The organism is Legionella santicrucis (assembly GCF_001468135.1).
Lineage (GTDB): Bacteria > Pseudomonadota > Gammaproteobacteria > Legionellales > Legionellaceae > Legionella > Legionella santicrucis.
Window position 1 is genome coordinate 728,335 of sequence record NZ_LNYU01000091.1, and the last position, 13,485, is coordinate 741,819.

Genomic DNA, 13,485 nt, shown 5'->3' on the forward strand with positions numbered 1-13,485 from the left:
TAAATACCGAAAGATAATTAAAGGTATGATTTTACTCAAATGCTGGGAATCAAGTCCAGCTTTAAAAATTTGTCAGATTTTGAGTTGTATTTATTGAATTGTTACACCTCTATAATAACAATAGAGTTTTATATTAGAATGATACTAAATAATCACAACGGAGTTTGTATTATGGTGAATGTAGCTCAAGTATTAGTGGATACCTTAAGTAATTCTGGAATAAAACGTATTTATGGTATCGTTGGCGACTCTTTAAATGGAATTACTAATGCCTTACAAAAACATAAAAAAAATATAGAGTGGATACACGTGCGCCATGAAGAAGCAGCGGCATTTGCAGCTGGCGCAGAAGCACAATTAACAGGTGAATTGACCGTTTGTGCAGGTAGTTGCGGGCCGGGTAATTTGCATTTAATCAATGGACTTTATGATTGTCACCGCAGCGGCGTACCAGTATTGGCAATTGCGGCACATATCCCTAGCCCCGAAGTCGGCGGTGATTATTTTCAGGAAACCCATCCTAATATTTTATTTCAAGAATGTAGTTGTTTTTGCGAAGTAGTTTCAACTCCTGAGCAAATGCCACGTTTGTTACATATTGCGATGCAGACAGCCAAAGCAAAATCAGGCGTTGCTGTATTAATTATTTCGGGTGACGTTGCTTTGCAACAAGCACGAAACAGTGCACGTAAAGAAAACTATTCATTGATACAGCCGGAGGTAGTACCTCCTATATCTGTTTTAAAAGACATTGCCACACGTTTAAATACTGCTAAAAATGTTACCGTATTTTGTGGCATTGGTGCTGCAGGTGCACACGATGAGTTGATGCAACTGTGCCATCTTTTGCAAGCACCAGTTGTTCATTCTTTACGAGGAAAACCTTTCATTGAGCATCATAATCCATATGATGTGGGCATGACTGGGCTTATCGGATTTTCTTCAGGTTATTATGCCATGGAGGCTTGTGATACTTTATTATTGCTGGGTACCAGCTTCCCCTATCGACAATTTTATCCGTCGAAAGCGCAAATTATTCAAATTGATTTGCACGGAAATCGATTAGGATTAAGAACGGATTTGGCTGTAGGCGCAGTTGGAGATGTTGCTTGTACTTTAAAGGCATTAATACCACTATTAACTCCCAAAAATGACAGCGGCCATTTAGATAAAGCAAGAACACATTATCATAAAACACGAAAAAATCTCGATGCCCTGGCAACAAAAACCCCCGATCATAAGCCACTACACCCACAATTTTTAGCAAAGTGTATTGATCAGGCAGCAGACGAAGATACAGTATTTACTGCTGATGTAGGAACACCTACTGTATGGGCTGCACGTTATTTACAGATGAATGGCAAGCGCCATTTGTTAGGCTCATTTAATCACGGTTCAATGGCAAATGCGTTGTCACAAGCGATAGGAGTACAAGCAACCTACCCTCAACGTCAAGTAATTGCTCTATGTGGTGATGGTGGATTTTCTATGCTAATGGGTGAGATTTTAACACTGATTCAGCAGAAGTTACCTATTAAAATTGTCATTTTCAATAATGGCACTTTAGGCTTTGTGGAAATGGAAATGCACGTTGGTGGTATGTTGGATTATGGTACCTCCTTATTAAATCCTAATTTTGCAGCGATGGCTGAGGCTATAGGAATTAAAGGAATACGAGTGGAAAGCGCTTCCACTTTATCTGCTGATCTTGAAAAAGCTTTTGCGCATCAAGGACCTGTAATTGTTGATGTAGTAGTGGATCGTAATGAATTAATTATGCCTCCAACTGTAGAGCTAGAACAGGTAAAAGGTTTTAGTTTGTACATGATGAAAGCGATCATCAATGGTCAGGGTGATGCAGTACTTGATTTGATGAAAACTAATTTGTGGCGAGAATAATAACCTTATTGCGGCGAACTCCAACTAAAAGTGCAACATATGAACAATTATACTCATTTAACTAAATGATCGACAACGTTTATCCAATCCCAGTTGCAAACAACTGGATTGGATCTTTAACTTGTATGCAAGAACTTAATCTCAAGGACACCTACCTACCCCTTATTTAAGGCACTAATTACTCATGTAGGATTGGACTGAAAAGCCAGCAACCAAGATGAGTATACTATGCGCTTTACTCGGTTTGGCGACTATTTGAGTATTCCTTTTTTTTCTATGAAATCAAATAAATATTTGGGGTAAAGTACTATTTTTAGCGAATAACTTGCTGAGCTTTTCAGCCCAGCCACACTACTACATAAACAATAGACATTCATCAATTCTCAGTTCACTAAAATTGATAACAAAATTACATTCAAAATCCTGAAAATCCTTTGATTAAAGAGGTTTGTAGCGGTGTATTTGGATAACCATTCTGTTCTGAAACATCGAGTTGTGAAAAAATACTTAGTTTGGACAATAATCCATGAGGGCTGTTCTCTGATGGAGCGATAATAGAATAGTGTTTGAAAAAATTACTTTCAGCATTTAGACGTTGACATAATCTATCGTCCTTTCTTATCGCGTTTTTAAGACAAGTAAATAAGTGTATAAATTGATCATAATCCGCGTTAGTCATATTAGGACCATTAAATGTTAATTTGCAATGTGTGGCAACACCATTTATGCGGCTACAATTTACACCGCCAACATAGCCTAATATTTCGGCAGCAAAATTAATATTAGCTTCTAAAAAAGACATTTCCCATGAATTAGGTGGACTCATTGTTGACATCTTTCCTATTTTCGCATTCTCTAAGGTATTGATTGCCAAATCACAAATGTAACTACTCATTTCTTCTCCAAAAATCCAAACTAAAACCATACATATAGAATTAGAAGCACTAATTTTACAATAAATTTCCATTAATCATCACGCAGGCATTTGTAAGACTGCAAAAATTAATTCACATATATTTTAATTAACAAGGAGTATAAAAATAACTGTTGAAAAATGACAGGGCCGTTAACATAAGCTGAAATAATTAAGTAAATTTTAAGATAAAGCGATATTTATTTACTTGTTAATGAACTTATTGTATGATTTTTGCACTTTTATTTATTGATTTTACTATGGATAAGATTGCAAATCCTATAAAAAACCCATTGTCTGCAGCAAATACGTGGCGAATGCTGATAGATGGACATCTACAAACTGATAAGCATGAATATGGTTTTTGGAACTATGAAAATAGAGAACCAGGTTCGGTTAAAGGACTATTATTCGCATGGCAACATGTAAATAATACATTAGGAACACCACTTAATCTCAATTTCTTCAGGACATTGCACAAATTATGCATGGATAATACACAATTCGATGATGTCCAAATCACTCGCTGGGATTATCAAGTACCAGGTGAAGTTCGAAAAATTAACTTGGATACTTGTGGTATCAATGCTAAATACCTTAATGAGAAACGTATTGCCCGAATTCAGGCGTTAGGAAAAAAGCTTAAATGTAAACCCATCCAAAAAGAAGGAAATGTCGTTTCCCTTCCCGCATCGAATGTTAATGGCCTAGAAGACCGAATGGAGCAGTTAATTGCTGAATTTAATAGCCGACTTTCTGAAGAGGTGGATAAAGAGAAAAAACTCAAATTAATCGCTGATTTCATGCAGCGTCTAGAAATGATGCATTTCTTTAGAGATGGTAATCTAAGAATTCACATGATGATTTTAAATAAATTGTTAATTGAGAATGAACTCCCTCCTTGCATTATAGATGATCCTTTTAAAATTAATTATTTGACATTAGAAGAATTAACAGAAGAAATAAAAAAATGGCAAACCCTTTATCGCGTTACTCAGGAAACTGGTACTTATCCCCAAGGGATGACTTTGATTCAAATTATTAAAGAAAAACCATATACCTTACATTGGCTAGCAACATGTGGTGATGTAACCATGTTTGCAGAAGTATTAGCTCTATATAAAAAAGCAAGCTTAGATATTGATACACCTGATGCGCAAGGCAATACGCCTCTTATCATCGCCAGTTATTTTGGTTACATAGACATAGTAAAACTTTTGATTGAGAATCAAGCAGACTCATCGTATCAAGGAGAATTGGGTTTAAGTGCATATGATTGGGCGCAAATAACTAATAATCAGTTTATTTTAGACATAATGCCTCAACCAGATACTCCTATCAAAAACGATTCACTGCCGAGTGGTTTAATTCCATCTTTTTTTATACCCAAAACGCAGCATCAAATAGCTGTACGATTTATTAATTCTCGTTTAAAAGAAATGTCTTCAACCAATAACATGGTTCCAATTAATGATTTATTCAAGTGTTGGACTAAACTCTTTGAAATCCCTAAAGAATATGTAACCTATAATAAAGAAAGAATCAGAGATAAAATTTTGCTAAAAATCAAAGAATGTATCGATAATCCTCTTGAATATTATCGCTGTGTGAAGCAAAGCAGTAAATTTAGTAATTTTCAAACCTTACCGAACGACCTTATCTCAGAAAGAGAATATCTTAAACTATCGTTATATAGTGAAGATCTTGAAAATGGCACTATTAATTGTGACATAATGATAGCAACCGCAAGACAATTATATTCAATTGAAAGTCACGAGGACAAATCCATTCTAAAAATACTTTCCCAGGAACATCCCTTGTTATTCGCGCTTTCAATCATCACTTATTGTGGAGGTATTTTCCCAAAGCCTGCAACAGATTGCTTTGATGTAGAAGACTTTAAAAATGCGCTCATATTACTTTGCGATAACCAGTATAAAGACTTATTTACCCTTTCCCATTTAATTAAGTTTTGCAAAATTCTTCAGAAAAATAAACTGGAACAGCATTTAAATGAAGATATAAGGGTACAAGAAAAAATAATTGAAACCCTGATAAGCTCTTATTATGTAAGCCAATTTTCTCGGTTAGAGGATCTTGTTGTATTAAAAGCTGTTTTTCCAATATGCGCAAATAAATTATTAATCGAAATAACGAATAATCCCTCCTGTAATAAACTCTTCACTACGACTTATAATATTCAAACATTAGCTGAAATATTCAATACAGCGGAGCAAAAAGAAGTTATATTCAATAAATTGATAAAAAATAAATCAATCCTGGATAAACTATTCTCCGATAATTCGTATTTTGAAGAAATAACCAAAATCTTTTCACCTCTTGTTGATGTAGAAAGAATTCTTAAACGACATCGTGAGAGCGAACTAAAAGTTTCTTCTTCGATTCTTGGGTTCTTTAATCAAGATGACTTAGAACGAAATGGTAAAAGGCAGAAATTCAGTTTTGTCAGTTCCTGTAGCCCTATCTAATTCAGTGAGCAGTATTTTGGCAAAGAAAGTTTGGGGAGCATTGTATTTATTCATTACAACTCCTTAGCCTTATTTAAGCATCCGTCTCACTCTAAAGATGTGCGAAAGAATTATTGTCTCAAAATTATTATCTTCTATAATCCAGATGGCATTAGCTACAAGAATCATGTAGCTTTTTCAAATAAAGTTTATATTGAACATAATGGAACAAAAAAGATGTACTTCTGTACTCTACTTAGAGGCGATCTGAAGTGTATTCTTTATATCATGACTCAATTTTTTCAAGAATAATAATTAATTACCTCAATCGATCTGCCACATAACGACTAATCAGTTGGCCAATAATGATTGCTAAATAACTTTGGCCTGTAAAGGACTCCAGCCATACAAAAGTTTGAGCGATCGGTTTGAGTGGAATAATTTCACCAAATCCTACGGTGGTTAAGGTAATAAATGAAAAATAAATTGCTTGTATTTCATCCATTGTTTGTAACCCCGCGAAAGAAGAGGGATTGACTAATTCAATCAATAAATAAATGTAGGCAAAAATAAAACCAATAAACAAATAAGCAGACAAAGAACCAAATAAAGTAGTTATACTAATTGTTTGATCTTGCAAAGTGAAACAGAGGCAAAAGTAGGTCATTAGAATTAAGAAAATGATAACAGTGAATAATCTTATTACATTTAGAGCTGTTTCATTAAAAAAGAAGTACTGCAGTATTAATAAAGTAATCTTCAGCAAAACAAGAGCTGTAATAAATAACAGCACATGTTTATTCTGCCCAATGATCAATAAGCTTGATGCTGTAAGAAGTCCGAAAACAACATCTGTTCGATCGGTCCACCCAAGTTCAGCATAGACTGCTTTAAAGAGACAAAATGCAATCAGAATGATAAATAAAGCTAGAAATCGATAACGAGAGATCAACTTAACCATATTATTCCTTGGTGAAATAAGTCTTTTTAATAACACCCAGTACTAATGAAACAATATTTCATCACAGCTTCAATTATTGCATAAATAAAACTGGCATAAAATAAGTGGAGACTAGAGCCCCATTGAAGTAATCTGGTTCTTCATTTTTTAACTTGCAGGTGTGAACCAACGGATCATTACTACGATCCGTTCGGCTTCGTGAAGGCGTTGTGAGCGATACTAATAGTTACACCAAACATTGGTTATTAGCAAAATTTTCCGCTTCAGATCGGGTTTTATTCATACCGCCACTTGAATAGGCAAAAGTATAGCTATCAATATAACATTGCAATGAATTTTTTATGTAAAATTTTGATGCTTCATAATCACTAATCTTCGCAGCAGTTTTCTTTGCTTCTGACCTGGTTTTATCCATACCAGTGCTTGCATAAGCAAAGGTATAAGCTGGTTTAAACACTTTAAAGTAAGCTGCTGGACAATATTGATTTGTAATTAGCGTAGCAAATTTTTCTGCATCGGAGGCTGTATCATTAAGTCCACTAGAACTATAAGCCCATTTATAAGCCTCTTGAAATACTTCAGTTTTCTTGCCACACATAGTCTCACTAGGTGGGCTTATGACAGAGTCAATTTGATTGGCTAGTTCCCCTGCCATTTTTAATTGTTCGGCACTTAATGAATACTCAATGTAATAAACTTTTTCTGCAAGCCTGTACAATGTATCATATAAACTAGGATTGCTCGTCGATGCTATGGCTGTCATAGATAAGGAGCAAAGCACTATTGATACTGATTTATTGATAATTTTCATTATTTCAACTTCCGTTTAGTATGGACGGTGCATTTTAGTATGAACATACAATTTAGCCAAGTTTGTCACTTGTTAACTTTATTAATAAATTTGAAATAACAAATTAGATCATCCAAATCTTTATCATGTAATCCAACATAACTCGAACCACTCATTCGACCATTAGGAATTTTCCTTACTGATTGAGGATCTCGTACAAACTGCTTAAACTGTTTGATGTCCGGATAATAATCAAATGGATTTTTAGGCCACATCAAGTCGGGCCCTATACTTGCCTTTCCTTGATAATTTATAGTATGGCAAGAAGAGCAATGACTCACATAGATTTTATAGCCATTTAAAATTTGATTTTTTCGAGATGCAGGGAGATTCTTTGGAGCAGGTATCACTCCAGTGATTGAAGTATGTTCGATTATTTTAGTAACACTCCAGGCCCAATATTCATCTGAAATATAAGAGCGCTCTGGGTTTGTCCATATAAGAGCATAAGGCCCTGCTGTGGTATTAGTATAATTATCTAGAATTGGCCATTTATTTTTTGGCTCAATGACCAAATAAGCTATAGATGCCGTTTCATTGCAGTTTAATACATAGTGTGCAGGAATTAATACCGAAAAATTATCTTCAGCGATAAACTCAAGAATGCTGTTTGGTTTAATGGAATAGTTCTTCAATAAATTACATAATCTAATACCCTCATAATCCATTAATCTCTTAGGATAAGCCCGACTGTAATCCATACTTATTGCCTCTAATTTCATATGAATCAAAGCAGATCTTGAAAATGATGTTGTCCCTATATGGGAAATTAGCGTTAAGGGTTTGCTATCTGGTGTACTAAAGGCATTTTGACTTTCTAGACTTGAAAGTAAGATGATCATCAATAAACAAAACATATTCATTTAATTAACTCTCAAAACAATCTGAATGAATGTCAGTGGAGAGTAATTGAATTAGAACAATCTTATTACCGTATAAATACGGTAGTGTTTAAATGAGATTAAAATCTTTTTTGCTCAGAAAACTGGGAGGAATAGATCTTAAATAGCCACTGTTTATCGCAAGACATATTAATTCTGCTTTGGAGATACACCCCATTTTATTTTTAATATTTTCCAGATAAAATTCGACAGTTCTTTTTGATAAATCAAGTTGTTCTGCTATTTGTTTTGCAGTCATCGATCTAAGAGTAAAAAATAAACATTCCAATTCTCGATGCGAAAGCTGAAAGGGATTATCTACAGCATCTATATAATATTCAAAAGGCTTTTGGTTGTGGCAATTATTTTTTACATCATAAGCAATCAATTGTTTTATAAAATTGGATTGAATTAATGGCATGCAATGGTAAAGGACTCCAGTAATTGCATTTTCTTTATTCATAAGTGGTTTTTTTATAAGATAATAATAAGAACCATCATACGGTGAGGATGAGCGATGAATGCAATGCACTGTTTTACCACTTAAGGCTAAAACATCATTCTTGTGATGAAAATTATAATTTTCTTCAGAATAGTCCAGCAACTCAAAATCACTAAGTCCTTGTATTTGGTTAGGAAATTTAAACCCCATAAGTGCCGCCAAATTATTATTACAGGTTAAGTACCTTCCTTGAGGATTTTTCATAGCCGCATAACCAGGAATCTGGAGCCATAATTGAGAATAATCTTGAAAGTCCATAAAGCTCCCTGGTATTGAATCTACTTCGCTATTAGGCATTCATTTTTTATGTTTCACCTAAACAATGATCCAAATCTACCCTGCTTTCTTGTTTATTAATAATATAGTACCTTAAATAAATCAGTTTACCATACTGTTACTTAAACCATTTTAAATAAGAGATACATTTTTTTAGACAATAAAGTAAGTATCAGCTCATTTGCTCTTGATATACTACTAGCTACATATACACCAACTTAATTAGTAACCGTTCACGACCATTAAATTCTGATGAGCTGACAACGCCAATATCAGATCGCAATGACACGCCCCACTTGTCTGATAGTTATTTGACATCAGTTGGTAAAAATGACCCAATAATTTTTACAGACTGATATAATAAACACTAATATGGGGAACACCTCTCCTCATTTGCGATAATGGGCCCGATCGTCTGTCATTGATTGTTCTCAATCCTTCTTGTAGTGCGGATTGGCAATGGTATGTTCAAATGCTCACCATATAAAAAAACCACCTTTAAAACCGCCATGCGGCGGTTTTCTTGTTGGGCAATTTGTCTTTGACTAACAGTGAGCACAAGAATTCGGCAACATTAATGGAGTAAGTGAAAACTTATTATCAAATAAGTCTCTTAATAAACTAATAATTGAATTGAGCTAAAGCCATAATTGCAGAAGTATCTATAGATGTCGTTCCAATAATAAGGGGGCGTCGTATACTGAAGAAAGCATCAATCCCTAGTGTAGGTCTTTTTTCTTCATTTTCATTCACTCGCTTAATGTTTACTTCTTGCGTCTCTATAGTTGACATTCCAATGTGCATCATGTTGGTTTTGAAAAAACTATTCCTAGTATTTTTTTCTTGATTGCCACTTGTACTTTTAAGTACTTTTTTTTCAGCAACTTGTTTCTGTATCTCTTCCGGAGAAAGATAAAAAGTTGGCTCATTAAGAATTACTTCTCCACTGAGAGTCTTAGGTTTTCCAGTAAACGCAGCAGCCTCAAGTTCGGAATATCCCTCTTTCTCAACTAATTGCTTCATTTGCTCATTTAGAGCTTTTTTAGATAGACTAGCACTCTGACCAACTTTAAGATGTTTTTCGCTAATTTTCCCTTCACTTTGGTTGTCATTCCAAGAAACTGTTTTCTTTTTTTTGGTTGCCGTAGGGACAATAGTATTTTCTTGTTGAATAAGCACTTCTTCGGTAATCATAAAAACCTCATATTTAGATCAAAAGTTATGCGATTTTATCAACAAATAATTAAGAAAATATGAACAATACAATGTATTACTTCAATTTATATGTCCTATCAAAATGTTTTGATAACTTATCAACTATTCTTGAGAGAAAAACCAGTCGCTGCTGCATCAAGTAAATTGGGATTATGAACTAGTTTATCTTTATCAATACGCGATAATTTTTTGATGTAGCGCTCTACTTTCATTGCTTTTAATTTACCTTCTGTGATTTCCCAAGACTGAGCAATTTTTATTGGCTTAAAACTACGGGTGTACTTACATCCCCCTGTCCCTTTAACATGAGATTGGTAGCGCTTTTCAAGATTATTAGTATAACCCGTATAATAAGTATTATTTTCACAAAGCAACATGTATACCCAATAAGATGAATCACCCACCTTTAATACTCCTTTTGCAAATAGTTAAGATTTGATAAATAAAAATAAAATACACATTTCCATTATTTTAATGTATGGTTATTCACTACAATATTTATTACTCGGTTGCAATCAATGACCATCTATTTTTTGTTTGGTAAAACTGGTTCAGGGAAAAGTTACATCGGAAAGCTACTCGAGCAACGAAACATCATCCATGTCGATGGCGATAAGCATATCACGCCAAGGATGCTAGACTGTTTAATCGAAGATGAACAAATGACCCCAGAAATGATTGATGAATTTGTCAATGTTTTGATTGATGTTATCAAAACACAAAAAGAAAAAACTCCGAAGCAGAGTTTTGTTATCTCACAAGCCATGTATCTCGATAAATACCGACTTAAGTTATTAAATGCGATACCCGAGCTTAAATTTGTAATGATTGATGTCCCACCAAGACTTCGAGAAAGCCTCATCACCAGCCGCTTTCAAAATAAAGAAAGCAAAGTAAGTCCGCAATATGCTAAAGAGATGGATAAATTTTTTGAGAACCCATCCCATGAAATAATACTATTTGAAAACAATCAAAAAACAGATGAAACTCTTATAGAACAAATCCATGAAAAAATGCCAGCTCTTTTTAACATAGTAACAAAAGAAGAATTTAGTGCCTCGTTGAAAATTTCGATTGATTCCGAAAATTATCCTGCCCCGATGTACTTTTCCAAATAATCGCTAAACACCTGATTCAATTGATTGATTTAATTCTCTTTCTTCTCGGAAATCGAGTGATTGAGATACACTTTGAATTTGTTTACACATAGTTTATCTATATAATCCTAAATTTAACAGTTGAATCTATTATGAGATGCGACTGTCACGTTTAGGATAATTGGTCACAATACCTAGAATCGTTATTACAAGGAATAATGCAATGATAAAAAAAATAAGTCTCATCGTATTAGGCTTTATTTTAGTTGCTTGTACTCGGAGCAAAGAACCCCAGTATTATTTATTACATCCTATTGCTATGCCAAATAAACAGAGTAATCACTATAATAACTTACAATTGGGCATTGATGACATTACCATTCCTGCCTATCTTGAAAAACCGCAAGTCATGCTCTCCTACTCCCCAAACCGGGTCGAATTAGAAGAATACCATCAATGGGCTCAAGCCCTGGATAAAAATATAAAAAGCGTCATTTCAACCAATTTAGCCAGTTTATTACCCGGCGCCATCGTCGAAAGTTCTCCATGGAATGTTAAATTCAAACCAGACTATCAATTACAAATTGATATTGAACAATTTACTATCGATATGCAAGGTAATAGTATATTGCGTGCTGAATTCATTCTTTATAACGAAAATAATATTGTTAAGAAAAAAGACTTTTATTATCGATTAAAAGTTCACAACATCACGATAGAAAATCTTATTGCCAGTATGAATAACAACTTGACGCATTTAACTCAAGACATTGCTAAAACTATTCGTTCTTTTCATGATAAGTCATGACATTAGCCTTATGAAGAGTAAGCAAAAATATTGTCATAACTGCTTTTAATTTTTCATGATTTACCCCGTAATAAAGATTCGGGATGCCGTGATAAATAATCAGTTAAATTTTCAAATGAATTAGCCGCTTTTGAAAATTGGGTTAAAGCTTGAGTAAAATAAGCAATAAATGGTGGCGTATTTAGATCTAAATTATTGGCTAATTTTTCAATACTATCAGCCATAGCTCTAGTTTGCTTAATTACTTGCGCAACTTCCTTGGATTGTAGCAAATCATTAATAGTATTTAACGTTATTTTAACTGATGTTAATGCATCAGAAAAAGACGTTGTTTTCTTATTTTCTATCGTTGGAAAAATGGGATATCTATTATAAAAACCTTTCTTGGCAGAGGATATTTCTGTAGATTTTGCAGATGGAATTAGAGCAATCTCTGCGTCTCCGGTCAAAAAATTAGTCTGCATTACTGTAGCTGCATATCCTTTTTTTATTAAAATATCAACGGGATGATATTTTGCTCCAAACGTTCTTGCAACGAGAAAATCGACGTAAACGGGTATTTCAACTTCAGTTTTATCTTTATTTTCTGCAATTTCAATGAGCTTTACTTCACCAATTTTAACTCCACGATAAGTCACTTTTGACGTAATCTTTAAACCTGTTAATGAACCCTGAAAAAACATTACATAAGTATCATGACGTGCCACTAAATATTCTTTATACAAAAATCTGGCAGTAAAAATCATCAAACAAAGTGCACCGACAACAAAAATACCTACGAATGTATAATATCGTTCTTGATGCATAACTGTCCTATTCCAAATAATTCAAATAAAGTCCTGTGAGGGCGAGCCATAAAAAGCCCCTCGTCATCATCCGTGATACGGTTAATCTTAATGAAAGCTTTCTAACAGTCATGTCATAATAGTAATATCCTATAGTCAAGCTAACAATGGTACAATACAGTGTTGTTTTTAAAATGGAATAGGCTACATCGTAAAACGTTATAGCAGTGAGTATACGTACCATAGGCACATAGAGATTAGTATACAAAAAATATTGGTACGTAGCATAAATACTTATAAAAAATGCGGCAACAGCATAGGCATACAACAACCCTCCTGCAATATTAATACCAATGAGTACTGGCAATATATGGTTAACAACAACTTGTTGAGGTGCATTAAGGTCCTCTTCATCTACTTTCACATTAATAAAATTTAATGCAGATTGTATGCATAGCAATACTCCAATGATAAAAGGTACTAAATCATGAGTTAAAATATTCTGTGCAATTAGCCGCCCATCACGTTGCAAATTATATGGGGTTAGAATGCTATTAACTTTCATTACCATTGAAATGCCTAAGAAAGTACTGATTAACATAAAAGGAATTACAAGCTTGACACCTGAATAATATATTGTTCTTACAATGTTAAGCCATGAGAGACGTAATCGCCCTATCAGCATATTAATAAGGCTGCAATATAAATGCCCCATGAAACGTAGAAATAATATAAATGAATAAACAAACTCTACAACATAAGCGCCAAATTTGTTGAAAACATACATCATATTATCCTTAATTAATTATGATGATCATGGAAACTTTATC

Annotated in this window: 13 protein-coding genes; 4 read left to right on the top strand and 9 right to left on the bottom strand. The window is 33.9% G+C overall.

Features of this window, described 5'->3' with window-relative positions:
* The first annotated feature begins 171 nt into the window (after positions 1-171).
* Positions 172-1,899, top strand: coding sequence for a ubiquinone-dependent pyruvate dehydrogenase (poxB, locus tag Lsan_RS20890; RefSeq protein ID WP_058516019.1), 1,728 nt, complete (start codon positions 172-174; stop codon positions 1,897-1,899).
* Positions 1,900-2,314: 415 nt separating this feature from the next.
* On the opposite strand, the gene Lsan_RS20895 is transcribed toward poxB, so the two are convergent.
* Positions 2,315-2,794, bottom strand: a complete 480-nt coding sequence (locus tag Lsan_RS20895; protein WP_133134240.1) for a hypothetical protein — start codon at positions 2,792-2,794, stop codon at positions 2,315-2,317.
* 245 nt (positions 2,795-3,039) lie between these two features.
* Between Lsan_RS20895 and Lsan_RS20900 the strand changes: the two genes are divergently transcribed.
* Entirely contained in the window at positions 3,040-5,301 is a 2,262-nt protein-coding gene (locus tag Lsan_RS20900; protein ID WP_058516021.1) for an ankyrin repeat domain-containing protein, read from the top strand.
* A 298-nt stretch (positions 5,302-5,599) separates the two neighbouring features.
* Here Lsan_RS20900 and Lsan_RS20905 read toward each other — a convergent pair whose 3' ends face one another.
* The 6 genes from Lsan_RS20905 to Lsan_RS20930 all read right to left on the bottom strand — a co-directional run bounded on the left by Lsan_RS20905 (position 5,600) and on the right by Lsan_RS20930 (position 10,369).
* Positions 5,600-6,241: an ion channel gene (locus Lsan_RS20905; protein ID WP_058516022.1), complete on the bottom strand. Its 642-nt coding sequence runs from the start codon at positions 6,239-6,241 to the stop codon at positions 5,600-5,602.
* Between the two features lie 226 nt (positions 6,242-6,467).
* Entirely contained in the window at positions 6,468-7,052 is a 585-nt protein-coding gene (locus Lsan_RS20910) for a hypothetical protein (RefSeq protein WP_058516023.1), read from the bottom strand.
* Between the two features lie 65 nt (positions 7,053-7,117).
* On the bottom strand, positions 7,118-7,954 hold the full coding sequence (locus Lsan_RS20915; RefSeq protein ID WP_058516024.1) for a c-type cytochrome: 837 nt from the start codon (positions 7,952-7,954) through the stop codon (positions 7,118-7,120).
* Between the two features lie 88 nt (positions 7,955-8,042).
* Positions 8,043-8,732 (bottom strand): PAS and helix-turn-helix domain-containing protein, encoded by a 690-nt coding sequence (locus Lsan_RS20920; protein WP_058516025.1) that lies wholly within the window; start codon positions 8,730-8,732, stop codon positions 8,043-8,045.
* A gap of 639 nt (positions 8,733-9,371) precedes the next feature.
* Complete coding sequence (locus tag Lsan_RS20925) at positions 9,372-9,944, bottom strand: hypothetical protein (RefSeq protein ID WP_058516026.1); 573 nt, start codon at positions 9,942-9,944, stop codon at positions 9,372-9,374.
* A 119-nt stretch (positions 9,945-10,063) separates the two neighbouring features.
* Positions 10,064-10,369, bottom strand: coding sequence for a GIY-YIG nuclease family protein (locus Lsan_RS20930; RefSeq protein ID WP_058516027.1), 306 nt, complete (start codon positions 10,367-10,369; stop codon positions 10,064-10,066).
* 114 nt (positions 10,370-10,483) lie between these two features.
* On the opposite strand from Lsan_RS20930, the gene Lsan_RS20935 reads away from it, so the two are divergent.
* Positions 10,484-11,083: a hypothetical protein gene (locus Lsan_RS20935; protein WP_058516028.1), complete on the top strand. Its 600-nt coding sequence runs from the start codon at positions 10,484-10,486 to the stop codon at positions 11,081-11,083.
* A 202-nt stretch (positions 11,084-11,285) separates the two neighbouring features.
* On the top strand, positions 11,286-11,870 hold the full coding sequence (locus Lsan_RS20940) for a PqiC family protein (protein ID WP_058516029.1): 585 nt from the start codon (positions 11,286-11,288) through the stop codon (positions 11,868-11,870).
* 53 nt (positions 11,871-11,923) lie between these two features.
* On the opposite strand, the gene Lsan_RS20945 is transcribed toward Lsan_RS20940, so the two are convergent.
* Together Lsan_RS20945 and Lsan_RS20950 are read right to left on the bottom strand one after the other, a co-directional pair.
* Positions 11,924-12,676, bottom strand: coding sequence for an MlaD family protein (locus Lsan_RS20945; protein WP_237762231.1), 753 nt, complete (start codon positions 12,674-12,676; stop codon positions 11,924-11,926).
* A 7-nt stretch (positions 12,677-12,683) separates the two neighbouring features.
* Entirely contained in the window at positions 12,684-13,442 is a 759-nt protein-coding gene (locus Lsan_RS20950; RefSeq protein WP_058516030.1) for an ABC transporter permease family protein, read from the bottom strand.
* Positions 13,443-13,485 lie beyond the last annotated feature (43 nt).

What these genes read in the sequence shown, in the direction of transcription:
- poxB (WP_058516019.1), top strand. Translation starts at nt 172, where the DNA reads ATGGTGAATGTAGCTCAAGTATTAGTGGATACCTTAAGTAATTCTGGA.
- Lsan_RS20895 (WP_133134240.1), bottom strand. Translation starts at nt 2,794, where the DNA reads ATGAGTAGTTACATTTGTGATTTGGCAATCAATACCTTAGAGAATGCG.
- Lsan_RS20900 (WP_058516021.1), top strand. Translation starts at nt 3,040, where the DNA reads ATGATTTTTGCACTTTTATTTATTGATTTTACTATGGATAAGATTGCA.
- Lsan_RS20905 (WP_058516022.1), bottom strand. Translation starts at nt 6,241, where the DNA reads ATGGTTAAGTTGATCTCTCGTTATCGATTTCTAGCTTTATTTATCATT.
- Lsan_RS20910 (WP_058516023.1), bottom strand. Translation starts at nt 7,052, where the DNA reads ATGAAAATTATCAATAAATCAGTATCAATAGTGCTTTGCTCCTTATCT.
- Lsan_RS20915 (WP_058516024.1), bottom strand. Translation starts at nt 7,954, where the DNA reads ATGAATATGTTTTGTTTATTGATGATCATCTTACTTTCAAGTCTAGAA.
- Lsan_RS20920 (WP_058516025.1), bottom strand. Translation starts at nt 8,732, where the DNA reads ATGGACTTTCAAGATTATTCTCAATTATGGCTCCAGATTCCTGGTTAT.
- Lsan_RS20925 (WP_058516026.1), bottom strand. Translation starts at nt 9,944, where the DNA reads ATGATTACCGAAGAAGTGCTTATTCAACAAGAAAATACTATTGTCCCT.
- Lsan_RS20935 (WP_058516028.1), top strand. Translation starts at nt 10,484, where the DNA reads ATGACCATCTATTTTTTGTTTGGTAAAACTGGTTCAGGGAAAAGTTAC.
- Lsan_RS20940 (WP_058516029.1), top strand. Translation starts at nt 11,286, where the DNA reads ATGATAAAAAAAATAAGTCTCATCGTATTAGGCTTTATTTTAGTTGCT.
- Lsan_RS20945 (WP_237762231.1), bottom strand. Translation starts at nt 12,676, where the DNA reads ATGCATCAAGAACGATATTATACATTCGTAGGTATTTTTGTTGTCGGT.
- Lsan_RS20950 (WP_058516030.1), bottom strand. Translation starts at nt 13,442, where the DNA reads ATGTATGTTTTCAACAAATTTGGCGCTTATGTTGTAGAGTTTGTTTAT.